Below are 26,447 nucleotides of genomic sequence, written 5' to 3' on the forward strand. Positions count from 1 at the left end.
AAGACAGTGTACGCAGAGGCTCCCTAGATCGCTAACTCCGGCATGGAAAGGCGCTCCACCACGGCGCCGTTGTCGATGCTTTCCAGGTGCACGTCAAAGCCCCACAGGCGATGCAGGTGGCGCAAGACTTCGTTGCCGGAGTCCGGGTCCAGGGGCCGGTGGTGCTGGCGCACGTGCTGCAAGGTCAGCGAGCGGTCGCCGCGGATGTCGGCGTCGTAGACCTGGATATTGGGCTCCTGAATGCTCAGGTTGTACTGCTCGGACAAGCGGTTGCGCACGGTCTGGTAGCCACGATCATCGTGGATCGCGTTGATCTCGATGTAATCGCGCTCGTCGTCGTCGAACAGGCTGAACAGCTTGAATTCCCGGATCAGGCGTGGCGAGAGAAACTGCTGAATAAAACTCTCGTCCTTGAAGCTCTCCATGGCGAACTTCAGCGTTTTCACCCAGTCGCTGCCGGCGATGTCCGGGAACCACTGGCGATCTTCCTCGCTGGGCTTTTCGCAGATGCGGCGCAGGTCGGTGAACATGGCGAAGCCGAGGGCGTAGGGATTAATGCCCGAGTAGTAAGGGGAATCAAACGGAGGTTGATACACCACCTGGCTGTGGTTCTGCAGAAACTCAAGCATAAAGCCGTCGCTGACCCGGCCCTGGTCGTAGAGGTCGTGCAGCAGGGTGTAATGCCAGAAAGTAGCCCAGCCTTCGTTCATGACCTTGGTCTGGCGTTGCGGGTAAAAGTACTGGGCCATCTTGCGCACGATGCGAATGATCTCGCGCTGCCAGGGCTCCAGAAGCGGGGCGTTTTTTTCCAGAAAATAGAGAATGTTCTCCTGCGGTTCGGCGGGGAAGCGGCTGGTGGGTTGACGGCGCTGGATCGCCGGCTGCATGTCCGGGAAGGTCTTCCAGAGTTCCGACACCTGCTGTTGCAGCAGGGCTTCGCGTTCGCGCAGGCGGCGTTTTTCCTCCAGTGCGGAGATCGGCGTGGGCCGCTTGTAGCGGTCCACGCCGTAGTTCATCAGGGCGTGGCAGGAATCCAGTGTTTCTTCCACGGCGGCGACGCCGTGGCGTTGCTCGCACTCGCTGATGTAGTGCCGGGCGAACACCAGGTAATCAATGATCGCCGAGGCGTCGGTCCAGGTCTTGAACAGATAGTTGCCTTTAAAAAAAGAGTTGTGGCCATAGCTGGCGTGGGCGATCACCAGGGCCTGCATGGTGATGGTGTTCTCTTCCATCAGGTAGGCGATGCAGGGGTTGGAATTGATTACGATCTCATAGGCCAGGCCCATCTGGCCGCGCCGGTAACGGCCTTCCACTTCCACGAACTGCTTGCCGAAGGACCAGTGGTTGTAGCCCACCGGCATGCCCACCGAGGAGTAGGCGTCCATCATCTGTTCCGAGGAGATCACCTCGATCTGATTGGGGTAGGTGTCCAGGCCGTATTTGCCGTGGGCCAGCTCGGCGATGGCCTGGTCGTAGCGGGCCAGGGTCTCGAAATCCCAATCCGACCCGGTGGAAAGCAGTTTTTCGTCAATCGTGCTCATGCGGCCTCCATTCGCCGTTTGAACAGCCGACGGAATACCGGGTAAATGTCGCCCGGGTTATCGATCTGCGCCATCGCGAAGGCGTCGCCGTGGCGGTCCATCACGGTTTGGTACTGGTCCCACAGCGCCTGGTGGCTGCGCGGCATCACTTCCACGTAAGAGAAATGCTGCATGCGTGGCAGCAGCTCTTTTTCCAGCAGGCGGGCGCAACCGGGGGAATCGTCGTTCCAGTTGTCGCCGTCGGAGGCCTGCGCACCGTAGATGTTCCATTCCTGCACCGGGTAGCGCTTTTTGATGATGTCCAGGGTCAGCTTAAGGGCGCTGGAGACAATGGTGCCGCCGGTCTCGCGGGAGTAGAAAAACTCTTCTTCGTCGACCTCCTTGGCGCTGGTGTGGTGGCGAATGAACACCACTTCGGTGTGTTCGTAGTTGCGGCGCAGAAACAGGTAGAGCAGCAGGAAGAATCGTTTCGCCAAGTCCTTCATGTCCTGATTCATGGAGCCGGACACATCCATGATGCAGAACATCACCGCCCGGCTGACCGGCACCGGCACCTTGACGTGGTGGTTGTAGCGCAGATCGACTTCGTCGAGGAACGGGATGCGGTCAATGCGACGGCGCAGCCGGGCGATTAGTTCTTCCAGCTCGCCAAGGCGCTCCTGGCGGGCCGGTGATTGATCCTGTTCCAGCAACTGCGCGTGCTCGGCTTCCAGCTCGCGCAGCTTGCGCCGGCTGGCGGCGCTGAGCGCGCGCCGGCGCATGGAGGCCTGGCGCATGGAGCGCACGATATTGATTTTCGCCGGCAGCCCGTGGCTGATGATGCCGCCGTGGCGGGTATGGAAGCTGCGGCTGCCCTGCAACTGGCGCTTGACCAGATTGGGCAGCGCCAGATCCTCGAACAGGAAATTGAGGAATTCCCGCTGGTCGATTTCAAAGGCGAAATCGTCATCGCCCTCACCGCTGTCGCCGGCCTGCTGGCCAGCGCCACCACCGGCGCCACCGGGAGGGCGCTGGACCCGGTCACCCTGTTGGAACTCCCGATTGCCGGGGTGAACGATGTTGCGCTGGCCGCCACCGCCATGCTGAAAACCGGGTTCGGAAAGATCCTTGCGGGGGATGGTGATGCGCTCGCCCTGTTCCATTTCCTTGATCGAGCGCCGCCCCACCGCATCATTGACCGCTTCACGAATATGGCGCCGGTAGCGATCAAGAAACCGCTGCCGGTTCACCGTGCTCTTGTGGCGGCCATTGAGACGCCGGTCGATGATATAGCTCATGGCTTCCTCCGGAAGCAGTTGCAAGTTGAAAGTTTCAAGTTGCAACGCGAAATACGCTTGTAAGCGGCTTTTCCCGACGCGGGCCGCGATTCCGGGTTGTACGCGGGCACCGCCGTTAAGATTCCCGAAACGCGCCCGCGTTGTAACTTTTAACTTTTCACTTGCAACTGCATTTATTGCGCCTTGCGCACCCGCAGATACCATTCCGAAAGCAGGCGCACCTGCTTCTCGGTGTAGCCACGATCCATCATGCGATGCACGAAGTTGTCGTGTTTGCGGCGATCGTCGTCGCTGCCCTTGGGGTTGAACGAAATCACCGGAAGAAGCTCCTCGGTATTGGAGAACATTTTCTTCTCGATCACGTCGCGCAGCTTTTGGTAGCTCATCCAGCTCGGATTGCGGCCCTGATTGTTGGCGCGTGCCCGCAGCACGAAATTGACGACTTCGTTGCGGAAGTCCTTGGGATTGGAAATGCCCGCCGGCTTTTCGATTTTCTCCAGTTCTTCATTGAGTGACTGGCGGTCGAAAATCTCGCCGGTGTCCGGGTCGCGGAACTCCTGATCCTGAATCCAGAAATCGGCGTAGATCACGTAGCGGTCAAAAATGTTCTGGCCGTATTCGGAGTAGGATTCCAGATAGGCGGTCTGAATCTCCTTGCCGATGAATTCCACGTAGTGCGGAACCAGGTATTCCTTGATAAAGCGGCGGTACAGTTCCTGGCGCTCCTGGGCGTACTGTTCCTGCTCGATGCGCTGTTCCAGCACATGCATCAGGTGCACCGGATTGGCGGCCACTTCGGTATGGTCGAAGTTGAACACCTTGGAGAGAATCTTGAACGCGAAGCGGGTGGAGAGCCCGTCCATGCCTTCGTCGACGCCCGCCATGTCGCGGTATTCCTGCAGCGATTTGGCGCGCGGGTCCACATCCTTGAGATTTTCGCCGTCGTAAATGCGCATTTTTGAATAAATGCTGGAGTTTTCCGGTTCCTTGAGCCGGGTCAGCACCGAGAATTGCGCCAGCATGCGCAGGGTGTCCGGCGCGCACTGGGCGTCGCGCAAGCTGGAATTGCGCAGCAGCTTGTCGTAGATCATCTGTTCTTCGTCGACACGCAGGCAGTACGGCACCTTGACGATGTAGACGCGGTCGATAAAGGCTTCGTTGTTCTTGTTGTTGCGGAAGGTTTGCCACTCGGCCTCGTTGGAGTGCGCCAGCACGATGCCCTCGAAGGGAATCGCGCCCATGTGTTCGGTGCCGTTGTAGTTGCCTTCCTGGGTGGCGGTGAGCAGCGGATGCAGCACCTTGATTGGCGCCTTGAACATCTCCACGAATTCCAGCAGCCCCTGGTTGGCCCGGCACAGGCCGCCGGAGAACGCATAGGCATCCGGGTCGTCCTGGCCAAAGTCTTCCAGCTTGCGGATGTCCACCTTGCCGACCAGAGCGGAAATGTCCTGGTTGTTCTCGTCGCCGGGTTCGGTTTTGGCCACGGCGATCTGATCGAGAATCGAGGGGTAACGCTTGACCACCCGGAACTGGCTGAGGTCGCCGCCGAACTCATGCAGACGCTTGACCGCCCACGGAGACATGATGGTGCGCACATAGCGGCGCGGGATGCCGTATTCCTCTTCCAGGATCGGGCCGTCTTCGTCGGGGTCGAACAGGCTCAGCGGCGATTCGTTCACCGGCGAGCCCTTGATCGCGTAGAACGGCACTTTCTGCATCAGCGCCTTGAGTTTCTCGGCGAGCGAGGACTTGCCGCCGCCCACCGGGCCGAGCAGATAAAGGATTTGTTTCTTTTCTTCCAGGCCCTGGGCGGCGTGGCGGAAGTAGCTGACGATGTTCTCGATCACGTCTTCGAGGCCGTAGAACTCGTCAAAGGCGGGGTAGCGGCGGATGATCTTGTTGGAAAAGATGCGGGAGCGGCGGGGGTCTTTGGCGGTGTCCACCAGCTCCGGTTCGCCGATCGCCATCAGCATGCGTTCGGACGCCGTGGCGTAGACGCCGGGGTCGCTTTTGCACAACCCGAGGTAGTCCTCGAGGGACATCTCGTCTTCCTGATAGGCGTCAAACCGGGCCTGATAGTGGCGAATAATGCTCATGCCTTACTCCCTCCTGGCGGTCTGGGAACCCTCGCGGCTCCTGGGGCCGTCATCTGTTTACATGAAAGAAAATCCTTGCTGGGTTGATATCCGGGCTGGATTCAATAAACGGGCCAATCCCGTTTGCGATCCGATTCGGTTCTAGCATGGCGCCAAAACGAACGCCAAGTCAAAGGCCAAGTCGATGCCGGCTAAAAAAATAAATTGTCGGAAGTTTTTGCGAATAAAGCGTGGATAAACGGCGTGTTCGGCGTGCTTAAGAATCTCACTCGGGGCTGTGGCGGGGTGGGGAACAGGGGGGAGGTTGAAGGGAGCAGTCAGGCCTGCGCTGGACGCTGGACGCCGGACGCCGGACGCTAAAACCCGATGCGGGCAGGATGGTCATGTTTTCTGTAACGCTAACGCAGCAGAAAACACGTCACACCAATCCGATTAAGGGTTTGGCGTCTAGCGTCCGGCGTCCGGCGTCCAGCGTCTTCAGGAGCAGGGAGCGTGAAACCGCCGCAGATCGTCCAGGCGCAGGGCGGTGAGGCGATTGCCCCACACACAGCCGGTGTCGAGCGCTTCCACCCGCTCGACGCCGGTGTGACCTTCGAGTGCGGCCCAGTGGCCGAACAGCACGCGACCGCCGTACTGGCGGCGCGGGTGCTCGAACCAGGGCATGAAGCCCGCTGGCGGCTGGTCCGCCTCGCCCTTGCTGGCCAGATCCAGCTCGCCGGCGTCGTTGACGAAGCGCATGCGGGTGAAATAGTTGGTGATCACCCGCCAGCGGGCCGGGCCTTGCAGGGTGTCGTCCCAGCCGGCGGGGGTGTTGCCGTACATATTGGCGAAGTAATCCGGGGCCCGGGCCGGGTCGGCCAGCACCGCCTCGACCTCGCGGGCGCGCTCGCGGGCCTCGGCCAGGCTCCACAGCGGCGGCAAGCCGGCGTGGGCCATCACCGCGTCGAATTCGGGCACCTCCACCAGCAGCGGTTGGCGCTGCAGCCAGGCCAGCAGGCGGGGGCCGTCGGTGGCGTCCAGAATCGGCTGCAGGGTATCGTGTTTCTTCAGCCTGGCGTGGCCGTGGGCCACCGCCAGCAAGTGCAGGTCGTGGTTGCCCAGCACCACCTGGACGTCGTCGCCAAGCGCATGCGCCCGGCGCAGCGTGCCCAGGGAATCCGGCCCACGATTGACCAGGTCCCCGGCCAGCAACAGCCGGTCCCGCCCGGCCGCGAACCCGATCCGCTCCAGCAACGCCTCGAACGGCCCCAGACAGCCCTGTAGATCGCCGATCACGTAGGTGCTCATGGTGTGGCTGCGCCACGTCTGGCGTCTGACGTCGGACGTCGGACGCTAAACCCGGAACCTGTAAGGTTGATCGTGTTTTCTGCCGCGTTCCAGATAGTAAACACTCCGATGATTTCAGCCACGGGTTAAAGCGTCCGACGCCCGACGTCCGACGTCCGACGTCCGACGCCCGACGTGTATTCAATGCAACGCCCGGGGTACGGCGAGGGTGAAGGCGGGGATGTCGGCGTCGAAGCAGGTGCCGTCTTCGGCGAGCATTTGATAGCTGCCGCGCATGCTGCCGACTTCGGTTTCCAGGATCGCGCCGCTGGAGTATTCGAACTCCTGGCCGGGGGCGATGCTGGGCTGTTCGCCGATCACGCCTTCGCCGTGCACTTCGCGAACCCGCTCTTCGCCGTCGGTGATCACCCAATGGCGGGTGAGCAGGCGCGCGGTGATCTCGCCCTGGTTGAGAATACGGATGTGGTAGGCGAACACCCAGCGCTTGTTGCCTTCGTCGCTTTGCTCGGGCAGGTATTCGGCCGTTACCTGCACCTGGATTCGATAGCGGTCGTTGTCGACGGCGAGGGTCATGACGACAAAGCTCCTTGTCGATCGGCGGTGGCGTTGGCGAGGGCCACGTAATCGGCCACGTGGAGGTGGTCCGGGCGCAGCCCCGGATCAACGCCGACGGTGGCGAAATCGGCGATCTCCACCAGGGTTTTCAAGCTGTTGCGGATCGCCTTGCGGCGCTGGCTGAAGGCCTGGGCCACCAGCCGCGCCAGCCACGCCGGGTCGTCGGCCGGCCAGGGCGGGGTGGCGTGGGGCACCAGCCGCACCACGGCGGAATCGACCCGCGGCGGCGGGCTGAACGCCCCCGGTGGCACGAAAAACAGGTAATCCGCCTGGCAATGATACTGCACCATCACCGACAGACGCCCGTAATCCTTGCCGCCGGGGGCGGCGGTGAGGCGCTCCACCACTTCTTTCTGCAGCATGAAGGTCATGTCGCTGATCACGTCGGCCTGGCTGAGCAGGTGGAAAATCAGCGGCGTGGAGATGTTGTAGGGCAGATTGCCGACCACCCGGATCGGTTGGCCAGCCACCGCCAGGGCGCGGAAATCAAAGCGCAGCGCGTCGCTTTGATGAAGGGTCAACCGTTCCGGGGCGACCCGCCGTTTGAGCAGGGCGATCAGGTCGCGATCCAGCTCCACCACGTGAAGGTGGCTGATTTCATCGAGCAGCGGGAAGGTCAGGGCGCCCTGGCCGGGGCCGATTTCCACCAGGGTGTCCTGGTCGCGGGGCGCCACGCTGCGCACCAGTTGGTCGATCACCCCGGTGTCGGTGAGAAAATGCTGGCCGAACCGTTTCCGGGCGCGGTGTTCGCTCATGGTGCGTCGCCCCCGGTCAGGTGTGCCGCCAGTCGGGTGGCGGCCAGCAGGCTGCCGCCGTGAGCCTGGCCGCTGCCGGCCAGTTCGAAGGCGGTGCCGTGATCCACCGAGGTGCGCACGAACGGCAGCCCCAGGGTAATGTTGACCGCCTCGCCGAAGCCGGCGTACTTGAGCACCGGCAGCCCTTGATCGTGGTACATGGCGAGCACCGCGTCATGGCGCTCCAGCAGGGCCGGTTGAAAGGCGGTGTCGGCCGGCAGCGGGCCGGTGAGGGCAAAGCCCGCGGCGCGCAGACGTTCCAGGGTGGGGCTGATGATGTCGATCTCCTCGCGGCCGAGGTGGCCACTCTCGCCGGCGTGGGGGTTAAGGCCCAGCACCAGGATGCGTGGTTCGGCGATGGCGAATTTGTCGCGCAGGTCGTCGCGCAGAATGGTCAGGGTGCGGGTCAGGTCGGCGCCATTGATGGCCGAGGGTACCCGCGCCAGGGGCAGGTGCGTGGTGGCCAGCGCCACGCGCAGATCGCCGGCGGCGAGCATCATCACCACCCGCTCAATGCCGGCGCGAGCAGCCAGGAACTCGGTGTGGCCGGTGAAGGCCGGGTCGGCGCGGTCACGGATCACGTTTTTCGCCAGCGGCGCGGTGACCATGGCGGCGAAAGTCCCGTCCAGGCAGCCGTCGGCGGCGCGCTCCAGCATGGTCAGGGTGCCGGCGCCGGTGGCCGGGTCCGGCCGGCCGGCTTGCACCGGCGCACCGGCGGCGCAATGCCACAAGGCGGTGCCGTGTTCGGGCAGGGCCTGGCCGGGCCGCCAGTCAATCAGCGCCACGTTCAGGCCGAGTCGCCGGGCGCGCTCATCGAGCACCTGGCGGTCACCCAGTAACACCAGCGGCAGCCCGGGCAGGGCCGCCGCCAGTGGCAATACCAGATCCGGGCCGATGCCGGCCGGATCGCCGCTGGTGATGGCGAGCGGACGCCGGCTCATGGGCGCGCGCTCGCGATCAGGCACGGCTCTCTCATCAAGGGATGAGTCATGAAGGGTTGAGTCGAATGTCCACGTAGGCCTCGGAGCGTTGCTCTTGCTCCCAGGTCTGCAGTTCTTCGTCGAAGCGCCGTTTTTGCAGCGCCTGGCGGGCCTGCAGGCGGCGGAACTCATCGCTCATGTCCGCCTCGCGCACATCCTCGACCTGCAAAAAATGGAACCCGAACTGGGTTTCAAACACCGGTGACAGCGCTCCTTTTGGGGTCTCGGTCATCATCTGTTCGAACTCGGGCACCATCTGGCCCGGGGTCACCCAGCCCAGCTCGCCACCCTGGCTGGCGCTGCCCGGGTCGTCGGAATGTTCGCGGGCGATGTCGGCGAAGCTCACCTGGCCGCTGGCGATCTGGTCGTGGGCGCGCTGACTTTCCTGGCGGGCCTGGGCTTCGGTGGTGAGGGCATCGGTTTTCACCAGCACATGGCGAACCTGATACTGGGTCACCACCTTGGCGGCGCCGCCACGGCGGTCGATCATTTTCAGAATATGGAAACCGGCCCCGGAGCGCAGTGGCGTGGAGATGTCGCCTTTTTGCAACTCCACCGCCGCCTCGGAGAACAGCGACGGCCATTGCGCCGCCGGGCGCCAGCCCAGGTCACCGCCTTCCAGGGCGTTGGGGCCGTCGGATTCGGCCACCGCCAGCTCGCTGAAATCGGCGCCGCCGCGCAACCGCGAGACGATCTGGTTGGCTTTCTGCTGGGCCTGGGCCACCTGCTCGGGGGCGGCGCTGCCGGGCACCTTGATCAGAATGTGGCCGAGGTGGAAGTCGGCCTGGAACATCTTTTCACCGAGCTGGGAGCTCAGAAAGCGATCCACTTCCCGGTCGGTGACCCGCACCCGCGACGCCACGGTGCGCTGCTGCAGCCGCGAAATGACCATTTCGTTGCGGATCTGCTCACGGAAACGGGACCAGTCCTGGCCCTGGGAGCGGACCGCATCGACAAACTGCTCCAGGTTCATGTTGTTCTGCCGGGCAATACCGGCGAGCGCCTGGTTGAGGCTGGCGTCGTCCACGCGGATGCCGCCGCGTTCGGCCAGTTGCAGTTCGATGCGTTCCTGGATCATGCGCTCGAGCACCTGCTCGCGCATCACGTCCAGCGGCGGCATTGATCGATTGTCGGCCTGGAACTGGGCGCCGATTTCGGCGACCCGGTCCTGCAGTTCGCTGTTCATGATCACGCCGTCGTTGACCACCGCGACGATGCGATCAAGCATCTCGACCCGGGCCTGGGCGGCCAGGGGCAGCAACAGGCTCAGGCCCAGCAGGCAAATCGCCAGGGGATGGATCGCCGGCTTCGCCAGGAAGCTGCGGGTGTGCCTATTCATATTCGCTCCTGTATCCGGGAATACTGCGCTCAAGCAGCGAGTCCACACGCCCGCCAAAGCCGCCGAGCCCGGTCATCTGTATCTGTAGCAAAACGGTGGAGTCCGCTTCCAGGGTGGTGTCGCCGTCTTCATCGGACAGCTCCCGCTGGCTGAGCAGACGGATTTTCCAACAGCAGTTGCGCCATTCGGCGCCGGCCAGGGTTTCCAGGGTGCGCTGACGATCAACGTCGTACAGCCAGCGGCCAATCAGGCGCCAGTTGTTGTGGATCGGCCAGATCGCGGCCACCTCCGACTGGCGAATGTCATCCTGCGGCCGGTCGGTGAAGCCCAGATTGAAAATACGTCTCTCCCGGTCGGTGTAGCCCAGGCGCAGCGTGGAACGCTCGCGCTCGTTGATGTCGCTGTCCCATTGGCCCTCGGAGTAGAGGTACCAATCGTGCCCAAAGTTCCACCGCATATCGGCGACCATCGGGGTCTGGTCGGCGTCTTCCGGGTCCTGGCCGTCCAGTTGCACCCGCTGCTTGCCGCGGTAATAGCCCTGGCCGACGCGCAGACGCAACTGCTCGCGGCCGTCGTCGTCGCGCAGGAAGCGGCTGGTCAGGCCCAGGGCGATCTTTTCTTCGTCGCCGATGCGGTCGTAACCGATAAAGCGGTTTTCGCGGAACAGGGTGTTGTAGCCGAAGGTCAGCTCGCCGGCGTCGAAGTCCGGCAGGTTGCTCTGATCCTGATAGGCGACTTTGTTGATGAACACGCGCGGTTCCAGGGTTTGCGAATAGTTGCGGCCGAACAAACTGGTGCCGCGTTCCATGAACAGCCCGGAATCGAGGCTGGCGCCCCAGGTGGTCAGGCTCGGGTCGCTGGAGGTGGCGAAGGCGTCATCGAGCTGATAGCGGGTGTGGTACACCTTGAAACGCGGTTCCAGGTAACCCCAACTGCGGGTCAGGCGCATGCCCAGGCCGGGTTCGAAGTGCACGCGCGCGCCGGTCGGGTTGGAGCTGGTGTCCTTGCTGGGCCGGTCGAAGGCGGTCACGTCGCTGAGCCACAGGGCGTGCAGCGGGCCGATCAGGTGCGGCGAACCGGAAAGCTGCAACTGCGGCAGGCGGCGGTAGGGCAGCTGGTCATCGGGCAGCGTCGGGTCAATGGTCTGCCAGGACTGTATCCGCGCCAGCGCCCGCCAGGTGCGGCCGTAGTAGCGTGCTTCACCGAGGCGCGGCAGGTGGGTCCGCGAGCTGACTTCCAGGCCGGTGTCGAGATCCTTGAAGTAGAAATCATCGGACACGTAATTGACGTCCGCCTTGAGGGTCCAACGGCCCACCGAGCCGTCGTGCTTCCACGACGCCAGGGTGCGGTTCTGGTCGTCGAACTCCCGGTCCTTGAACAGCACCCCGTAATTGACCTGACCATGGCCGAGGTGGGACAGGTAGCGGAACTGGGTGTCCACGCCGCTGCCCCGGCCGTCGATGTAGCGCGGCGACACGGTGGCGTCCATCTGCGGGTGGATGTTGACGTAAACCGGCTGGGTAAAATCCAGGCCGCCGTTGTCGCCGCTGGCGATGGTCGGGAACAGCAGGCCGGTTTTGCGCCGGTCATCAATCGGGAAGGTAATCCAGGGCAGCCACAGCACCGGCATGCTCTTCACCCGGATTACCACGTCACGGCCCTCGCCCCAGCCTTTTTGCCGGTCCAGGCGAATCTGCCGGCCGGCCACTTCCCAGCCGTTGGAGCCGGGTGGGCAGGTGGTGTAGGTGCCGCGCGTCACGGTAATGAAATTCTTGACCTGATCCAGGTATTTGGCGGTGCCGCGGGCGCCGGCGCCGAAGATCGAATAGCGGGCGTTTTCCAGGCTGATGTCGCCGCGCTGGGTCTGGCCGCTCATGCCGTCGGCGAGGAAGGTGACCTGGTCGGATTCCAGGCGCAGGGCGCTGTCCACCTCGAACTTGCCACTGGACTGATCCAGGGTGGCGCTGTCGGTGGTGACCCGCCGGCCGGGGCGCTCGATCAGCACGTCGCCGCCCATCTGGATCAGGCCGTCGCGGGTCAGGCTGGTCTGGTCGGCGGTAATGATCGTGTCGCTCTCTTCCGCGGGCACGCCGACATCCGGGTTGTAATAGATTCCGCTGCACCAGACCGGTATATCCCGCTGGAGCACCGGCGGAAGCGCGTTCATGGTGTCGCGGTCGACCCAGTTCAGATCGTCTTCGGCATGGGCGCCGGCGGCGAAAACCGCGATCAGGCCGGGCAATAGCAAACGTGAGGGCAGTGGCATCGGCTGCTCAGAACAGGTAAAAAGGCCGCTTTGGTACCTCTGAACCATCCTGTTTGAGGTTATGGCTCTCCCTGGGGCCCGTGTTCCGCGCTCGGCTTGGGGCTGTTCAGAGGTTCCTTCGAATAATCGCGGCAGTGTAATCGATCAATGATGGCAATGCAGCCTGAGAACGGTAACCCGGACCGGCGCCGCCGGGAACTTGACCAGTGGGTGAGCGATTGGCTGGGGGTGGCGGTGCGTGGTGAGAACGCCTCCGCCGACGCCAGCTTCCGCCGCTATTTTCGTTATCGGCACCAGGGGCGCAGCCTGGTGGCCATGGACGCGCCGCCGCCCCAGGAGGATTGCCGGCCGTTTGTCCAGGTGGCCGGGCGGCTCGCCGCCGCCGGTGTCAATGTGCCGGAAATTCTCGCCCAGGACCTGGAACGCGGCTTTCTGCTGCTCACCGACATGGGCTCGGAAACCTGGCTCACCGCGCTCAACGACGCCAACGCCGACGCCTGGTTTGGCGCCGCCCTGGAGACGCTGATCGTTCAGCAGAGCCGCGCCGACGCCAGCGGCTTGCCGGCCTATGACCGCGCGCTGCTGCGCCGCGAGCTGGACCTGTTTCCGCAATGGTACCTGGCGCGGGAGAAAAATCTGACCCTGGACGCTGCTGCCAGCGCTCGCCTGGACGCGGTGTTCGATACCCTGATCGAGGCCGCCCTGGCCCAGCCCACCGTGTTCGTGCACCGCGATTACATGCCCCGCAACCTGATGGTCAGCGAGCCCAACCCGGGCGTGCTGGATTTCCAGGACGCGGTGCGCGGGCCGATCACTTATGACGCCATCAGCCTGTTCAAGGACGCCTTCCTGAGCTGGCCGGAGGCGCGCGTGCACGGCTGGCTGCGGGAGTATCAGCGCCGTGGGCTGGAAGCCGGTCTGCCGGTGCCAGCGGATTTCGAGGCGCTGCTGCGCGATTGCGACCTGATGGGCGCCCAACGGCACTTGAAGGTAATCGGTATCTTCGCGCGTATTTGCCACCGCGACGGCAAACCCCGATACCTGGCGGACACGCCGCGTTTCTTTGCCTACCTGCGCACCGTGATCGCACGGCGCCCGGAACTGGCGGACCTGGGCGTGCTGCTCGACGAATGGGGCTGCCCCACCGGTGAGGGGCCCTCATGCGCGCCATGATTCTGGCCGCCGGCCACGGCAAACGCATGCGCCCGCTCACCGAGCACACGCCGAAGCCGCTGTTGGAAGCCGGCGGCAAGCCGTTGATCCAGTATCATATCGAGGCGCTGCGGGCGGCCGGAATCACCGATCTGGTGATCAACACCGGCTGGCTGGGCGAGCAGTTGCCGGCGCGCCTGGGCGACGGCACCGACCTGGGCGTGCGCATTCGCTGGTCGCACGAGGGCGAGCCGCTGGAAACCGCCGGTGGCATTCGCCGGGCGTTGCCGCTGCTCGGCGAGGCGCCGTTCGTGCTGGTCAACGGCGACATCTGGACCGATTACGATTTCACCGCGCTGGCCGGCGGTGAGTCCGCCGACCTGGCCCACCTGGTACTGGTGGACAACCCGGCGCACCATGTGGACGGTGATTTTCATCTCAGCGACACCGGGCGGGTGCGCGACAGCGGCCAGCCCAGGCTCACCTACGCCGGCATCGCGCGCCTCGATCCGGCGCTGTTCGCCGGCCTGGCGCAGGGCGAGCGGCGCCTGGCGCCGTTACTGCGTGAGGCCATCGCCGCCCAGCGGGTCGGCGGTGAGCACCATCGCGGCCAGTGGTGGGACATCGGCACGCCGCGGCGGCTGGAACAACTCAATGACTATTTACGAGCCTGAGGAATTTTGATGGCCAAGCAGGACTTCTGGATCGCGCCTTCCATTCTCGCCGCCGACTTCGCGCGGCTGGGCGAGGAGTGCGACGCGGTGCTCGCCGCCGGCGCCGACGTGATTCACTTCGACGTCATGGACAACCACTACGTGCCCAACCTGACCATCGGGCCGATGGTGTGCAAGGCGCTGCGCAAGCACGGCGTGACCGCGCCCATCGACGTGCACCTGATGGTCAGCCCGGTGGACGATCTGATCGGCATGTTCGCCGATGCCGGGGCGTCCATGATCACTTTTCATCCGGAAGCCTCCCGCCACGTGGACCGCTCCCTGCAACTGATCCGCGACGCTGGCTGCCAGGCCGGGCTGGTGCTCAACCCGGCCACCGGCCCGGAGTGCCTGGACTACGTGATGGACAAACTGGACATGGTGCTGCTGATGAGCGTCAACCCGGGGTTCGGTGGCCAGTCGTTCATTCCCGGCACCCTCAACAAAATCGAGCGGGTCCGTGAGCGGATCGACGCCAGCGGCCGCGCCATCCGCCTGGAAGTGGACGGCGGCGTCTCCGAAAAGAACATCGGCCAGGTGGCCGCCGCCGGCGCCGACACCTTCGTCGCCGGCTCAGCGATCTTCGGCAAGGACGATTACAAGGCGGTGATTGATGCCATGCGGGGGGAGTTGAAGGACGCCGGACGCTAGACGCCGGACGCCGGACGCTAAAAAAACCGGCCCCGAGCCGATTGGCGCGCGCAAAACGCTCTTGCGTAGCCGCAATGCCGTCAGCGATGGGTTTTGACTTTGGCGTCCGGCGTCCGGCGTCCGGCGTCTGGCATCCCGCGTCCAACGCCAGAAATCCAACCAACGGAAGGAGGCACAATCATGCTGGACTGGGTAACGTGGCCAATGCTGGTGGGCTGGGCGGTGGTGGATCTGCTGTGCGTGGCCTGGGTGGTGCGCGATCTGCGCCGGCACAACGCCTTTCTTGGCGGCATGATGAAAATGGTGTGGGTGCTGAGCGTGCTCTATTCCGGCCCGTTGGGGCTGGCGGTGTACGTCGTCACCGGCCGTGGGCAGATTCGCCGGGACTCCCTGTGGCGCAAGAGCTTTCGTTCGGTGGCGCATTGCTATTCCGGCTGCGGGCTGGGCGAGGTGATCGGCGTGTTGGTGCTCTCCGGAGCGTTCGCGATCACCGGCTGGCCGGTCAACGTGGTCACCTTCACGCTCGCCTATGTGATCGGCTTCGGTTTTACCCTGGGCCCGCTGATGCAGGGCGGCGAGCCGTTTTCCACCGCGTTGAAAGACACGGTGCTGGCGGAGACGCTCAGCATCACCGCCATGGAAGTGTCGGCGCTGTTGGTCAATAACGGTCTCGCCGCCGGGGCGCGCCTGTCCGAGCCGCCGTTCTGGGCGGCGCTGATAGTGTCGCTGTCCGCCGGTTTGCTGGTTGCCTACCCGGTCAATGCCCTGCTGATCCGCTTCGGTGTCAAGGAAGGCATGCACGACCCTCGCCATATGATGCACCACGCGCAATCGGGTGCATGAGCACTCGCTAACCCCGCCGGGTGCGCAGTCCGGGATTGTCGTGCCGTGGCGGCTGGTGCACTATGGCGCGGATCAAAGGAGATGAGAGGAGTCCGCGTGCCTTGGAGCGGAGCGTCACTGAGAACACCGTGTCTGGTCGCCCTGCTGGTGGCGGGCACCTTGCTTTACGGTTGTTCCGGCATGCCGGCACGTACCCATTCCAGCCCCGCCCAGGTCGAGGACCGTTACCGGCCCGAGCCGTCTCCGCCGCCCTCCCTGCGTGACGACCAACCCGCCACCGGGGTGCCGCCGCTGATTCTCTCGTCACTGCGCGACCAGGCCGAGCAATGGCGCGGCGTCCCTTATCGCTACGGCGGTTTGAGCGAGAACGGCGTAGATTGCTCCGGCTTCGTGTATCTCACCTTCCAATCGCGCCTGGGCATGGAATTACCCCGCACCACCCACGAGCTGGCCGAGCAGGGCGAAAAAGTGGCCCGGGATCAATTGCGTGCCGGCGATCTGGTGTTTTTCAAGACCGGTTTCCGCGACCGTCATGTGGGCATCTACATGGGCGGCGACCGCTTCCTGCACGCCTCCACCAGCCGTGGTGTGATGACCTCGTCGCTGAACAACGTGTACTGGCGTAAGCATTACTGGAAGGCGCGGCGCCTGGATCTGCCAGCGCGGCAGACGTTTCAGCCGACCTCGCTGTCGTCGTCGGCGCCGTAGGTGTCGCCCTCGGCGCGATAGAACACCTCGCGCAGGCTCAGAGCGCGGCCATCGGCGCTGTGCACCGTCACCGGTGGCACCGGGCGGCCCTGGGCGCGGTCCACCAGGGTGGGGGTGTCGCCAGCGCCGTTCCAACGATCGCTCCACTGGCGCAGGGCGATCACCACCGCGAACAGATCGCGGCCCTTGTCGGTGAGCCGGTACTCATAGCGCACGCCGTGCTCGCCCACGTCGCGCTTGCTGAGCACACCGTTGTCCACCAGCCGCGCCAGCCGGTCGCAGAGAATATTGCGGGCGATGCCCAGGTTTTGCTGGAAGTCGACAAACCGGCGCGTGCCCACCATCGCTTCCTTGACCAGCAGCAACGACCACCAATCGCCCACGTCGTTGAGGGCTCGGGCTACGGAACAGTGATCATCGGCAAGGCGTTTTCGGCTCATGGGGGCAGTGTGCCAAAAATGGTTGCAAGAGAAAACCTTTCTGGGTACGGTTTTGAAATGCAACCAGATTGCCGCCCTGACTGATGGCGGCCCCTATCAATGCGTCTTCGGGAGAGACCATGAGCGAGCCCCTGGCACCCCTGTTTCGTCCATTCGAGCACAAATCCCTGAAACTGCGTAACCGGGTGGCGATGGCGCCGATGACCCGCAACTTCTCGCCGGGACAGGTGCCCACCGAAGAGGTGGCGGGTTATTACCGGCGCCGTGCCGAGGGTGAAGTGGGGCTGTTGATCACCGAGGGCACCACCGTGGGCCACCCGGGGGCGCCCGGGCATGATGGCGTGCCGGCGTTCCACGGTGAGCAGGCGCTCAACGGCTGGCGCCGGGTGGTGGAAGAGGTGCACGCCGCCGGCGGCGCGATCATTCCGCAGCTGTGGCATGTGGGCGGCACCCGCCGGCCCGGCGTGGGCATCGACAAGGACGCCCCCGGCTACTCGCCGTCCGGGCTGTTCAAGCCGGGCAAGCCCAATGGCCAGGCCATGGACGCCGACGATATCCGCGATGTGATCCAGGCGTTCGCGGATTCCGCCCGTTCCGCCAAGGCGCTGGGTTTTGACGGCGTGGAAATTCACGGCGCCCACGGTTACCTGCTGGACCAGTTTTTCTGGGAAGGCACCAATCAGCGCAGCGACGGCTACGCCGGCTCTTTGGAGGAGCGTGCCCGATTCGGCGTCGAGGTGATCGAGGCGGTGCGCGAGGCGGTGGGCGAGGAGTTCGCCATCGTGCTGCGTTTCTCGCAATGGAAACAACAGGATTACGGCGCCCGGCTGGCGCAAACCCCCGAGGAGCTGGAGCGCTTTTTGAAGTTATTCGTGGACGCCGGCGTGGATGTCTTCCATGCCTCCACCCGCCGCTTCTGGGTGCCGGAATTCGAAGGCTCCGATCTCAACCTGGCCGGCTGGACCCGCAAACTCAGCGGCAAACCGGTGATCTCGGTGGGCAGCGTCGGGCTGGACGATGATTTCATCGGCGCCAACGACCAGGGCATCGGCGGCACCGCCAACCCCAACCCGCACGGCATGAACGAACTGCTCAAGCGCATGGACAACGACGAGTTCGACATGATCGCCGTGGGCCGCGCGCTGTTGCAGGACCCGAACTGGCTGATCAAGATGCGCGATGGCCGCGCCGAAGAAATCGAGCCCTTCACCAAGGCCGCGCTGGGGTCGCTGAGTTAGCACCAGTTAAAAGTGAAAAGTTGAAAGCGCGGGCAAGGCCTTGCCGCCATTGGGGCCTGCCCGCGTTTCAACTTTCAACTTGTAACTTTCAACCGATTCTTTTCAGTCGTTGTCTTCCAGGCGCCGGTTGACGCGCAGGGCGAGCAGGGTGCAGACCACGCCGGAGAGCAGGTAAACGCTTACGTAGGCGAGCCCGAACCGGGCCGACAAACCGAGCGCCACCAGCGGCGCGAAGGCGGCGCCGAACAGCCAGGCGAAATCCGAGGTCAGGGCGGCGCCGGTGTAGCGGAAGCGGGATTCGAAGTTGGCGGTCACGGTGCCCGATGCCTGGCCGTAGGAGACGCCCAGCAAGGCGAAGCCGATCAGGATAAAGGCGTCTTGCTGAATCGCCGAGCCGTTCATCAGCATCGGCGTGAACAGCGCGAACACCCCGATCAGACAAGCCAGTAGCGCCACGGTGGTGCGCTTGCCGATGCGATCGGCGATCCAACCCGAGGCGATGGTGCCGACGATGCCCACCAGCGCGCCGACGATCTGAATGGTCAGCACATCATTGATGCCCTGGCTGGCCTGCAGAGCGATCCAGGACAGCGGGAAGATGGTCACCAGGTGGAACAGCGCGTAGCTGGCCAGCGCCGCGAACGAGCCGATAAAAATGTTGTAGCCCTGTTTGCGCAGCATCTCGCGGGTGCCGATCGGCTCCAGGTCGCTTTCTTCCAGGGCCGCGGTGTATTCGTCGGTGAGCACCAGCCGCAGCCGCGCGAACAGCGCCACCACGTTGATGGCGAACGCCACGAAGAACGGATAGCGCCAGCCCCAGCCGGTGAAGTCGGCGTTGGAGAGGCTGGTATGCAAGAACAGGAACAGGGCGCTGGCCACCAGGAAGCCAATCGGCGCGCCCAGCTGGCCGAGCATCGCGTACCAACTGCGCCGGTTGCGCGGCGCGTTCAGCGACAGCAGTGAGGGCAGGCCATCCCAGGAGCCGCCCAGGGCGATGCCCTGCAATATTCGAAACAGCGCCAGCAGCACGATGGCGGCGCCGCCCAGTGTCTCGTAGCCGGGCAAGAACGCCATGCCGACGGTGGCGGTGCCGAGCAGGAACAGGGCCGCCGTCAATTTGACGCTGCGCCCCCAGTGTTTCTGGATCGACATGAACAGCGCGGTGCCGAACGGGCGCGCGATGAACGCGAACGAGAAAATGGTGAACGCATACAGCGTACCCTGCAGGCGCTCCTCGAAGGGAAAGAACACCGACGGGAACACCAGCACCGAGGCAATGCCATAGACGAAGAAGTCGAAATACTCCGAGGCACGGCCGATGACCACGCCCACGGCGATCTCACCGGGGGCGACCGGAGAGTGGCTGGCGGGCCTGGAATCCTGGTCCAGGGGCGGCGACGAAGGATGGGCTTGGTCTATGCTGGGCATCTCACTGGCTCGTAGTGCAAAAAGGCTGGTAAGCCTAAAGGATCACCGGTTTGTGCCCTGGCCGCCATAGGACAAAATGTCCAATTCAAGTCCACGGCTGAAGGGCGTACAGTTTCAGACACTCTAGGCCACGTTTATTCAGACCGGCAATGCCTTTTCTCAAGTGTTTACGCGGATTGTCTGTACTCCTGCCCCTCGCCCTGCTCTCGGGTTGCGAGGCGGTGGTGATGTCCCCCTCCGGCGATGTGGCCGTTCAGCAGCGTGACCTGATCCTGTGGTCCACGTTCCTGATGCTGCTGGTGATCGTGCCGGTGATCGTGCTCACCTTTGTGTTTGCCTGGCGGTATCGGGCCGGCAACAACGACGCCGACTACGATCCCGAATGGGATCACTCCACGGTGTTGGAGCTGCTGATCTGGGCGGTGCCGCTGCTGATCATTATCGCCCTCGGCGCGATGACCTGGGTCAGCACCCATCAGCTTGATCCCTATCGGCCGCTGGATCGCATCGACGCCCAACGCCAGGTGCCGGCGGGCATGGAGCCGCTGGTGATCGAAGTGGTGGCGATGGATTGGAAATGGCTGTTCCTGTATCCGGAACAGGGCATCGCCACGCTCAACGAAGTGGCGGCGCCGGTGGATCGCCCGATCCGCTTCAAGATCACCTCCACGACGATGATGAATTCCTTCTTCATTCCGGCGCTGGCGGGGCAGATCTATGCCATGGCGGGCATGGAAACCAAGCTGCACGCGGTGATCAATAAAGAGGGCGTGTACGAGGGCTTTTCCGCCAACTACAGCGGCGCCGGCTTCTCGGACATGCGCTTCAAGTTCCACGGCCTCAGTGAAAGCGATTTCAATGATTGGGTGGCCAAAGTGCACGCCGATGGCGGCGCGCTCAGCCGTGATGCGTACCGGCAACTGGAACAGCCCAGCCAGAACGAACCCGTGCAGCTTTATGGCGAGGTCGAGCCGGGCCTTTATGAGGCCATCCTCAATCGCTGTGTGGAGCCGGGCAGCCTGTGCATGAAAGACATGATGGCCATCGATATGCTCGGTTCGCAAAACATGTGCGGTATCGGCGATGGACCGCGCACGCTGGGCAAGACGCCGCTGGAAACCCTCGGCGCACCCCGATCCGCGCTGAATTGAGAGCTTCGGGCCGGCCGGTTCAGCGACCCGCCCGACACACCATTCATTAAACGCCTTGGGCGCCGGTAAAAACGATGTTCGATCAACTTGACCTGACCAAGCTTGTTTTCGGGCGGCTCACCTGGGAGTCGTTTCCGTACCATGAACCGATTCTGGTCGCCACTTTCGTGGCGGTGGCGCTGGGCGGCCTGGCGCTGCTGGCGCTGGTGACCCGCTACCGGTTGTGGGGTTACCTGTGGAACGAATGGTTCACCACCATCGACCACAAGAAAATCGGCATCATGTACATGATCCTGGGCATCATCATGCTGCTGCGTGGCTTCGCCGACGCCATCATGATGCGCATCCAGCAGGCGATTGCGTTCAATGGCTCGGAAGGTTATTTGCCGCCGGAACATTACGATCAGATTTTCACCGCCCATGGCGTGATCATGATTTTCTTTGTCGCCATGCCGTTGGTGACCGGCCTGATGAACTACGTGGTGCCGCTGCAGATCGGCGCCCGCGACGTGGCGTTTCCGTTCCTCAACAATTTCAGTTTCTGGATGACCACCAGCGGCGCGGTGCTGGTGATGATGTCCCTGTTCGTGGGCGAGTTCGCCAAGACCGGCTGGCTCGCCTATCCGCCGCTGTCGGGAATATTACAAAGCCCCGATGTGGGGGTGGACTATTACATATGGTCGCTACAGATAGCGGGGGTGGGCACGTTGCTGTCCGGCGTAAACCTGCTGGTGACCATCGTCAAGATGCGCGCGCCGGGCATGAACATGATGAAAATGCCGGTGTTCACCTGGACCTCGCTGTGCACCAACGTGCTGATCGTGGCCGCCTTCCCGGTGCTCACCGCGGTGCTGGTGCTGCTGTCGCTGGATCGTTACCTGGGGACCGCTTTTTTCTCCAACGATCTGGGCGGCAACTCGATGATGTACATCAACCTGATCTGGATCTGGGGTCACCCGGAGGTGTACATCCTGATCCTGCCGCTGTTTGGTGTGTTCTCGGAGGTGGTGTCCACCTACAGCAGTAAGCGCCTGTTCGGTTACGCGTCGATGGTCTACGCCACGGTGGTGATCACGGTGCTCTCGTATCTGGTGTGGCTGCATCACTTCTTCACCATGGGCTCCGGGGCCAGCGTCAACTCGTTCTTCGGCATCACCACCATGATTATCTCGATTCCCACCGGGGCGAAGATTTTCAACTGGCTGTTCACCATGTACCGCGGGCGCATCAAATTCGACGTGCCGATGTTGTGGACCCTGGGTTTTATGGTGACCTTCGTGATCGGCGGCATGACCGGGGTGCTGCTGGCGGTGCCGCCAGCGGACTTCGTGCTGCACAACAGCCTGTTCCTGATTGCCCACTTCCATAACGTGATCATCGGTGGCGTGCTGTTCGGCCTGTTCGCCGGGATTACTTACTGGTATCCGAAAGCGTTCGGTTACAAGCTTGATCCGTTCTGGGGCAAGTGCTCGTTCTGGTTCTGGCTGATCGGCTTCTATATGGCGTTCATGCCGCTGTACGTGCTGGGCCTGATGGGTGTCACCCGGCGCATGAACCACTTCGACGATCCGTCGTTGCAGATCTGGTTCCAGATCGCCGCGCTGGGCGCGTTCCTGATCGCCTTGGGCATCGCCTGTTTCCTGATCCAGCTGGTGGTCAGCTACCGTCGCCGCGAATCGCTGCGCGACACCACCGGTGATCCCTGGAATGGCCGCACCCTGGAGTGGTCCACCTCGTCGCCGCCGCCGGCTTACAATTTCGCGTTCACGCCGCAGGTGCACGACACCGACGCCTGGTGGCAGATGAAGCAGCACGGCTTTCAGCGCCCCGAGGACGGTTACCAGGCCATCCATATGCCCAAGAACACCGGCGCGGGCATTATTCTCGCCGGTATCAGCACGGTGCTGGGCTTCTCGCTGATCTGGCACATGTGGCTGCTCTCGGGCGTCGCCTTCGTCGCTCTGCTGGCGGTGGCCATCGGGCACACTTTCAACTACAAGCGCGATTACTATATTCCGGCCGAGGAGGTCGAACGCGTGGAAGCTGAACGTACACGGATGCTTGCTGACAATGTCTGATTCCAATGTCCTTTCGCCCAACGTAACCGGCGAACACGGCACCGACCGGCGCCCGCTGGAGTTCCTGGTTAAAGGGGAACACCATCCGCAGAGCCCGACGCTGCTGGGGTTCTGGATTTATTTGATGAGCGATTGCCTGATCTTCGCTTGTCTGTTCGCCACCTACGGCGTGCTCGGCCGCAGTTACGCGGCCGGCCCCACCGGCGCCGAGCTGTTCGAGCTGCCGCTGGTGGCGCTGAACACGGCGATGCTGTTGTTCTCGTCGATCACCTACGGCTTCGCCATGCTGCAGATGCAGCAGAACAAGCTGAAAGGCACGATGATCTGGCTGGCCATCACCGGCCTGTTCGGCGCCGTGTTCCTGGGCCTGGAGCTGTACGAATTCGCCCATCTGATCCACGAAGGCGCCGGCCCGCAACGCAGCGCGTTTTTGTCCGCCTTCTTTACCCTGGTGGGCACCCACGGCCTGCACGTTACCTTCGGTATTATCTGGTTGGTGACGCTGCTGGTGCAGTTGCGCAAACACGGGCTGATTCCTGAAAACCGGCGCCGCCTGTTCTGCCTGTCCATGTTCTGGCACTTCCTGGACGTGGTCTGGATTGGCGTGTTCACCTTCGTTTATCTGATGGGAGTGCTGTGATGAGCGAGCCGACCCGTTCCGCCCACGGTCACGACGATCATGGCGATCACCACGACGACGATACCCCGCACAGCAGCTTCAAGGGCTACATGACCGGGTTCGTGCTGTCGGTGATCCTCACCGCCATTCCCTTCTGGCTGGTGATGGCCGAAGTGTTCAAAACCGCCGAGGTCACCGCGGTGGTGATTCTGGGCTTCGCCGTGGTGCAGATTTTCGTGCATATGGTGTATTTCCTGCACATGAACTTCCGTTCCCAGGGTGGCTGGAACATGCTGGCGCTGATTTTTACTCTGGTGCTGGTGTTCATCACGCTGGCGGGTTCCCTGTGGGTGATGTACCACCTCAACCACAACATGATGCCGGGGATGATGCACGAGACGCATAACCTGCAGTCGTGAGCGCCTCCCGCCCCTCCTTCCCGGGCCGCGCCAGCGGCCCCGCCCCGCGCGCCACCGGCGGGCTGATTGTCTGGTTCGTGTTTCTGCTGATCGCGTTCGCGGCCTTCGTGGCCTTGGGCACCTGGCAGATCGAACGTCGCGCCTGGAAACTCGATCTGATCGAGCGCGTTGACCAGCGGGTGCACGCCGATCCGGTGGCCGCACCCGGTGCGGCGCGGTGGCCGGCGGTCACCGCCGAAGGCGACGAGTACCGCCATGTGCGCCTCAGTGGCCGCTATTTACCAGGGCCCAATACCCTGGTTCAGGCCAGCACCGAGCTGGGCGCCGGTTACTGGGTGCTGACGCCGCTGTCCCGTGGCGACGGTTCGGTGGTGCTGGTCAACCGCGGGTTCGTGCCCCAGGCACAACGGACCACGGCAATCGCTGAACCCGCGCCGGGGGGGCCGGTCACGGTGACCGGGCTGTTGCGCCTCAGCGAGCCCGGCGGCGGTTTCCTGCGCGACAACGACCCGGCTGCCGGGCGCTGGTATTCCCGCGACGTGCAGGCCATTGCCCGAGCCCGTGGCCTGGGCCCGGTGGCGCCCTATTTCGTGGACGCCGGCGTCGCCGGTGGCGAACCGCCCGCCGGGGCGCCGGTGCCGGGGTTGACGGTGGTGCGCTTCCACAACAGCCACCTGGTCTATACGATCACCTGGTACGCCTTGGCGGCCATGACCCTGGGCGCCGCCGTGTTGATCGCCCGGGATGAGCGGCGCCGGCGCCGGGTCCGATAAACCGCCGGCACCGGCTCGGATAGCAAAGAGACTCCGCATGGCAGTTTCCATACCACGGCTGGCGGGCGCCGCCTTGCCCAGAGCCGGGGAAGACGACGGCACCGGCCGCAAGAATCTTCAGCAACTGAGCCAACTGCGCTGGATCGCCGTGCTCGGCCAGGTGGTGACCATCGCCGTGGCCCATTTCGGTTTTCGCATCGACCTGCCTTTGAATTATATGCTGGCGGTGCTGCTCGGGCTGGTGGCCTTCAACGGCATCAGCCTGTTGCGCCTGCGGCTGCGCCGCGACGTCAGCAACGGCGAACTGTTTGTCTCGTTGCTGGTGGATGTGATCACCCTGACCATGCAGCTCTATCTCAGCGGCGGCGCCACCAATCCCTTTGTGTTCCTGTTTCTGTTGCAGGTGGTGCTCGGCGCGGTGCTGCTGGAGACCTGGTCAACCTGGACCATTCTGCTGGTCACCGCGGTGTGTTTCGTGTGGCTGGAGTTCGCCGGCCGGCCACTGGCGTTGCCGCTGGACTACGAGCGCGGCCCCTGGAGCCTGTACATCCAGGGCATGCTGATCTGCTTCGTGTTGAACGCGGCGCTGCTGGTCACCTTTATCAACCGCATTACCCGCAATCGCCGCGCCCGCGACGCGCGCCTGGCGGAGCTGCGCCAGCGTGCCGCAGAGGAAGAGCACATCGTGCGTATGGGCCTGCTGGCCTCCGGCGCCGCCCACGAGCTGGGCACGCCGTTGGCCACCCTGGCGGTGATCCTGGGCGACTGGCGGCGCATGCCGGCGTTCACCGATGACCCCGACCTGTTGCAGGAAATCGGCGAAATGCAGACCCAGGTACTGCGCTGCAAATCCATCGTCAGCGGTATCCTGTTGTCCGCCGGCGAGGCCCGTGGCGAGGCGCCGGAAGAGACCACCGTGCATCGTTTTCTGGAGGATCTGATCGCCGAATGGCGGGCCACCCGGTCGGTGGCCGGCTTTGGTTACCAGAACCACTTTGGCGAGGATCTGGCGATTGTCTCCGACTCGGCGCTCAAGCAGACCATCTGCAATGTGCTCGACAACGCCCTGGAGGCCTCGCCGCGCTGGGTGGGCCTGGAGGTTACCCGGGAAGAGGACACCCTGGTGCTCACCGTGCTCGACCGCGGCCCCGGCTTCGCGCCGGACATGCTCGAGCGCCTCGGGCGGCCTTATCAGTCCAGCAAGGGCCGGCCGGGTGGCGGGCTGGGGCTGTTTCTGGTGATGAACGTGGCGCGTACCCTGGGCGGTAACGTCAGCGCCAGCAACCGGCCCCAGGGCGGCGCCATGGTGTCGCTGTCGCTGCCGCTGTCCGCCATTGAACTGAGTGGAAACTAGATGGAACACACCGTCGACCCGCAGCCCCGCACCTTACTGATCGTCGAGGACGACGCCGCCTTCGCGCGCACCCTGAGCCGCTCGTTCGAGCGTCGCGGCTACCAGGTGCTGCATGCCAGCGGCATGGAAGCGATGATCGAACTGCTCGGCGAGCAGACGCCGGGTTACGCGGTGGTCGATCTCAAGCTCAAGGGCGAAGCGTCCGGGCTTGCCTGCGTGCAAACGCTGCACGAACACGACCCGGACATGTTGATCGTGGTGCTGACCGGCTACGCCAGCATCGCCACCGCCGTGGAGGCGATCAAACTGGGCGCCTGCCATTACCTGGCCAAACCCTCCAACACCGACGACATCGAAGCGGCGTTCGAACGCGCCGAAGGCAGCACCGACGTCGCCCTCACCCAACGCGCCACCTCGATCAAAACCCTGGAATGGGAACGCATCCACGAAACCCTGGCGGAAACCGGCTTCAACATCTCCGAAACCGCCCGCCGCCTGGGCATGCACCGCCGCACTTTGGCACGCAAGCTGGGTAAGCAGAGGGTTAAGTAAAAGTTGAAGGTGAAAAGTTAAAAGTTGAAAGCGCGGGTGAGGGCCTCGGAGCCGAGGAGCCGTGCCCGCGAAGAGACATAGAGCCTCTCAGCATCCTCAATCGTCGGGGCGCGGCCGCCGCGGCTTTCAAAGT

24 protein-coding genes are annotated in these 26,447 nt (G+C 63.7%); 13 read left to right on the top strand and 11 right to left on the bottom strand.

Annotated elements, in window-relative coordinates:
* Positions 1–23: 23 nt before the first annotated feature.
* From CGS25_RS05480 to CGS25_RS05520, 9 genes are all read right to left on the bottom strand, one after another.
* Complete coding sequence (locus CGS25_RS05480) at positions 24–1,541, bottom strand: SpoVR family protein (protein ID WP_089031106.1); 1,518 nt, start codon at positions 1,539–1,541, stop codon at positions 24–26.
* Positions 1,538–2,818 (bottom strand): YeaH/YhbH family protein, encoded by a 1,281-nt coding sequence (locus tag CGS25_RS05485; protein WP_101674845.1) that lies wholly within the window; start codon positions 2,816–2,818, stop codon positions 1,538–1,540. Before CGS25_RS05485 ends, CGS25_RS05480 begins: the two co-directional genes overlap by 4 nt.
* Before the next feature lie 173 nt (positions 2,819–2,991).
* The gene (locus CGS25_RS05490; RefSeq protein ID WP_101674846.1) at positions 2,992–4,914 is read right to left on the bottom strand and encodes a PrkA family serine protein kinase; all 1,923 of its coding nucleotides are present in this window, start codon (positions 4,912–4,914) and stop codon (positions 2,992–2,994) included.
* Between the two features lie 477 nt (positions 4,915–5,391).
* Complete coding sequence (locus tag CGS25_RS05495) at positions 5,392–6,201, bottom strand: symmetrical bis(5'-nucleosyl)-tetraphosphatase (RefSeq protein WP_101674847.1); 810 nt, start codon at positions 6,199–6,201, stop codon at positions 5,392–5,394.
* 180 nt (positions 6,202–6,381) lie between these two features.
* Positions 6,382–6,774, bottom strand: coding sequence for a Co2+/Mg2+ efflux protein ApaG (apaG, locus tag CGS25_RS05500; protein WP_089031110.1), 393 nt, complete (start codon positions 6,772–6,774; stop codon positions 6,382–6,384).
* Positions 6,771–7,571: a 16S rRNA (adenine(1518)-N(6)/adenine(1519)-N(6))-dimethyltransferase RsmA gene (rsmA, locus tag CGS25_RS05505; RefSeq protein WP_101674848.1), complete on the bottom strand. Its 801-nt coding sequence runs from the start codon at positions 7,569–7,571 to the stop codon at positions 6,771–6,773. Before rsmA ends, apaG begins: the two co-directional genes overlap by 4 nt.
* Positions 7,568–8,551, bottom strand: coding sequence for a 4-hydroxythreonine-4-phosphate dehydrogenase PdxA (gene pdxA, locus CGS25_RS05510; protein WP_101674849.1), 984 nt, complete (start codon positions 8,549–8,551; stop codon positions 7,568–7,570). Before pdxA ends, rsmA begins: the two co-directional genes overlap by 4 nt.
* A 46-nt stretch (positions 8,552–8,597) precedes the next feature.
* Positions 8,598–9,929, bottom strand: a complete 1,332-nt coding sequence (locus tag CGS25_RS05515; protein WP_089031112.1) for a peptidylprolyl isomerase — start codon at positions 9,927–9,929, stop codon at positions 8,598–8,600.
* A complete protein-coding gene (locus CGS25_RS05520; protein ID WP_232802266.1) occupies positions 9,922–12,195 on the bottom strand; it encodes an LPS-assembly protein LptD in 2,274 nt (757 codons plus the stop codon). Before CGS25_RS05520 ends, CGS25_RS05515 begins: the two co-directional genes overlap by 8 nt.
* Before the next feature lie 156 nt (positions 12,196–12,351).
* Between CGS25_RS05520 and CGS25_RS05525 the strand changes: the two genes are divergently transcribed.
* The 5 genes from CGS25_RS05525 (at position 12,352) to CGS25_RS05545 (ending at position 16,262) form a co-directional block, all read left to right on the top strand.
* Positions 12,352–13,368: an aminoglycoside phosphotransferase family protein gene (locus CGS25_RS05525; protein ID WP_101674851.1), complete on the top strand. Its 1,017-nt coding sequence runs from the start codon at positions 12,352–12,354 to the stop codon at positions 13,366–13,368.
* Complete coding sequence (gene murU, locus CGS25_RS05530) at positions 13,356–14,021, top strand: N-acetylmuramate alpha-1-phosphate uridylyltransferase MurU (protein ID WP_101674852.1); 666 nt, start codon at positions 13,356–13,358, stop codon at positions 14,019–14,021. Before CGS25_RS05525 ends, murU begins: the two co-directional genes overlap by 13 nt.
* A 9-nt stretch (positions 14,022–14,030) precedes the next feature.
* The gene (gene rpe, locus CGS25_RS05535) at positions 14,031–14,711 is read left to right on the top strand and encodes a ribulose-phosphate 3-epimerase (protein WP_089031116.1); all 681 of its coding nucleotides are present in this window, start codon (positions 14,031–14,033) and stop codon (positions 14,709–14,711) included.
* Between the two features lie 180 nt (positions 14,712–14,891).
* Positions 14,892–15,554 carry a DUF4396 domain-containing protein gene (locus CGS25_RS05540; RefSeq protein WP_089031117.1) on the top strand — a complete coding sequence of 221 codons (663 nt, stop codon included), beginning with the start codon at positions 14,892–14,894 and terminating at the stop codon, positions 15,552–15,554.
* Positions 15,555–15,650: 96 nt separating this feature from the next.
* Positions 15,651–16,262, top strand: a complete 612-nt coding sequence (locus CGS25_RS05545; RefSeq protein ID WP_232802267.1) for an NlpC/P60 family protein — start codon at positions 15,651–15,653, stop codon at positions 16,260–16,262.
* On the opposite strand, the gene CGS25_RS05550 is transcribed toward CGS25_RS05545, so the two are convergent.
* On the bottom strand, positions 16,229–16,702 hold the full coding sequence (locus tag CGS25_RS05550) for a winged helix-turn-helix transcriptional regulator (RefSeq protein WP_089031118.1): 474 nt from the start codon (positions 16,700–16,702) through the stop codon (positions 16,229–16,231). The genes CGS25_RS05545 and CGS25_RS05550 overlap by 34 nt on opposite strands.
* Positions 16,703–16,821: 119 nt before the next feature.
* On the opposite strand from CGS25_RS05550, the gene CGS25_RS05555 reads away from it, so the two are divergent.
* The gene (locus CGS25_RS05555; RefSeq protein ID WP_089031119.1) at positions 16,822–17,940 is read left to right on the top strand and encodes an NADH:flavin oxidoreductase; all 1,119 of its coding nucleotides are present in this window, start codon (positions 16,822–16,824) and stop codon (positions 17,938–17,940) included.
* A gap of 102 nt (positions 17,941–18,042) precedes the next feature.
* Here CGS25_RS05555 and CGS25_RS05560 read toward each other — a convergent pair whose 3' ends face one another.
* Positions 18,043–19,368: an MFS transporter gene (locus CGS25_RS05560; RefSeq protein WP_089031120.1), complete on the bottom strand. Its 1,326-nt coding sequence runs from the start codon at positions 19,366–19,368 to the stop codon at positions 18,043–18,045.
* A 176-nt stretch (positions 19,369–19,544) separates the two neighbouring features.
* On the opposite strand from CGS25_RS05560, the gene cyoA reads away from it, so the two are divergent.
* The 7 genes from cyoA (at position 19,545) to CGS25_RS05595 (ending at position 26,314) form a co-directional block, all read left to right on the top strand.
* Positions 19,545–20,519 carry a ubiquinol oxidase subunit II gene (gene cyoA, locus CGS25_RS05565; protein ID WP_232802268.1) on the top strand — a complete coding sequence of 325 codons (975 nt, stop codon included), beginning with the start codon at positions 19,545–19,547 and terminating at the stop codon, positions 20,517–20,519.
* A 74-nt stretch (positions 20,520–20,593) separates the two neighbouring features.
* Positions 20,594–22,597 carry a cytochrome o ubiquinol oxidase subunit I gene (gene cyoB / locus CGS25_RS05570; protein ID WP_101674854.1) on the top strand — a complete coding sequence of 668 codons (2,004 nt, stop codon included), beginning with the start codon at positions 20,594–20,596 and terminating at the stop codon, positions 22,595–22,597.
* Positions 22,590–23,237: a cytochrome o ubiquinol oxidase subunit III gene (gene cyoC / locus CGS25_RS05575; RefSeq protein ID WP_101674855.1), complete on the top strand. Its 648-nt coding sequence runs from the start codon at positions 22,590–22,592 to the stop codon at positions 23,235–23,237. Before cyoB ends, cyoC begins: the two co-directional genes overlap by 8 nt.
* Entirely contained in the window at positions 23,237–23,635 is a 399-nt protein-coding gene (cyoD, locus tag CGS25_RS05580; RefSeq protein ID WP_101674856.1) for a cytochrome o ubiquinol oxidase subunit IV, read from the top strand. The genes cyoC and cyoD overlap by 1 nt, the downstream gene beginning before the upstream one ends.
* Positions 23,632–24,408: an SURF1 family protein gene (locus tag CGS25_RS05585; protein ID WP_101674857.1), complete on the top strand. Its 777-nt coding sequence runs from the start codon at positions 23,632–23,634 to the stop codon at positions 24,406–24,408. Before cyoD ends, CGS25_RS05585 begins: the two co-directional genes overlap by 4 nt.
* 37 nt (positions 24,409–24,445) lie before the next feature.
* Positions 24,446–25,762 carry an ATP-binding protein gene (locus tag CGS25_RS05590; protein ID WP_101674858.1) on the top strand — a complete coding sequence of 439 codons (1,317 nt, stop codon included), beginning with the start codon at positions 24,446–24,448 and terminating at the stop codon, positions 25,760–25,762.
* A complete protein-coding gene (locus CGS25_RS05595) occupies positions 25,763–26,314 on the top strand; it encodes a response regulator transcription factor (protein ID WP_101674859.1) in 552 nt (183 codons plus the stop codon).
* The last annotated feature ends 133 nt before the right edge of the window (positions 26,315–26,447 follow it).

It is taken from the genome of Alloalcanivorax mobilis (assembly GCF_002864685.1).
In the GTDB taxonomy this organism is placed as follows: domain Bacteria; phylum Pseudomonadota; class Gammaproteobacteria; order Pseudomonadales; family Alcanivoracaceae; genus Alloalcanivorax; species Alloalcanivorax mobilis.

Coding starts and splice junctions, on each gene's coding strand:
- murU (WP_101674852.1), top strand. CDS start 13,356: ATGCGCGCCATGATTCTGGCCGCCGGCCACGGCAAACGCATGCGCCCG.
- pdxA (WP_101674849.1), bottom strand. CDS start 8,551: ATGAGCCGGCGTCCGCTCGCCATCACCAGCGGCGATCCGGCCGGCATC.
- CGS25_RS05480 (WP_089031106.1), bottom strand. CDS start 1,541: ATGAGCACGATTGACGAAAAACTGCTTTCCACCGGGTCGGATTGGGAT.
- CGS25_RS05515 (WP_089031112.1), bottom strand. CDS start 9,929: ATGAATAGGCACACCCGCAGCTTCCTGGCGAAGCCGGCGATCCATCCC.
- CGS25_RS05525 (WP_101674851.1), top strand. CDS start 12,352: ATGCAGCCTGAGAACGGTAACCCGGACCGGCGCCGCCGGGAACTTGAC.
- CGS25_RS05555 (WP_089031119.1), top strand. CDS start 16,822: ATGAGCGAGCCCCTGGCACCCCTGTTTCGTCCATTCGAGCACAAATCC.
- CGS25_RS05485 (WP_101674845.1), bottom strand. CDS start 2,818: ATGAGCTATATCATCGACCGGCGTCTCAATGGCCGCCACAAGAGCACG.
- CGS25_RS05590 (WP_101674858.1), top strand. CDS start 24,446: ATGGCAGTTTCCATACCACGGCTGGCGGGCGCCGCCTTGCCCAGAGCC.
- CGS25_RS05550 (WP_089031118.1), bottom strand. CDS start 16,702: ATGAGCCGAAAACGCCTTGCCGATGATCACTGTTCCGTAGCCCGAGCC.
- cyoB (WP_101674854.1), top strand. CDS start 20,594: ATGTTCGATCAACTTGACCTGACCAAGCTTGTTTTCGGGCGGCTCACC.
- rpe (WP_089031116.1), top strand. CDS start 14,031: ATGGCCAAGCAGGACTTCTGGATCGCGCCTTCCATTCTCGCCGCCGAC.
- CGS25_RS05495 (WP_101674847.1), bottom strand. CDS start 6,201: ATGAGCACCTACGTGATCGGCGATCTACAGGGCTGTCTGGGGCCGTTC.
- CGS25_RS05520 (WP_232802266.1), bottom strand. CDS start 12,195: ATGCCACTGCCCTCACGTTTGCTATTGCCCGGCCTGATCGCGGTTTTC.
- CGS25_RS05560 (WP_089031120.1), bottom strand. CDS start 19,368: ATGCCCAGCATAGACCAAGCCCATCCTTCGTCGCCGCCCCTGGACCAG.
- CGS25_RS05595 (WP_101674859.1), top strand. CDS start 25,763: ATGGAACACACCGTCGACCCGCAGCCCCGCACCTTACTGATCGTCGAG.
- CGS25_RS05490 (WP_101674846.1), bottom strand. CDS start 4,914: ATGAGCATTATTCGCCACTATCAGGCCCGGTTTGACGCCTATCAGGAA.
- CGS25_RS05540 (WP_089031117.1), top strand. CDS start 14,892: ATGCTGGACTGGGTAACGTGGCCAATGCTGGTGGGCTGGGCGGTGGTG.
- apaG (WP_089031110.1), bottom strand. CDS start 6,774: ATGACCCTCGCCGTCGACAACGACCGCTATCGAATCCAGGTGCAGGTA.
- cyoD (WP_101674856.1), top strand. CDS start 23,237: ATGAGCGAGCCGACCCGTTCCGCCCACGGTCACGACGATCATGGCGAT.
- cyoC (WP_101674855.1), top strand. CDS start 22,590: ATGTCTGATTCCAATGTCCTTTCGCCCAACGTAACCGGCGAACACGGC.
- rsmA (WP_101674848.1), bottom strand. CDS start 7,571: ATGAGCGAACACCGCGCCCGGAAACGGTTCGGCCAGCATTTTCTCACC.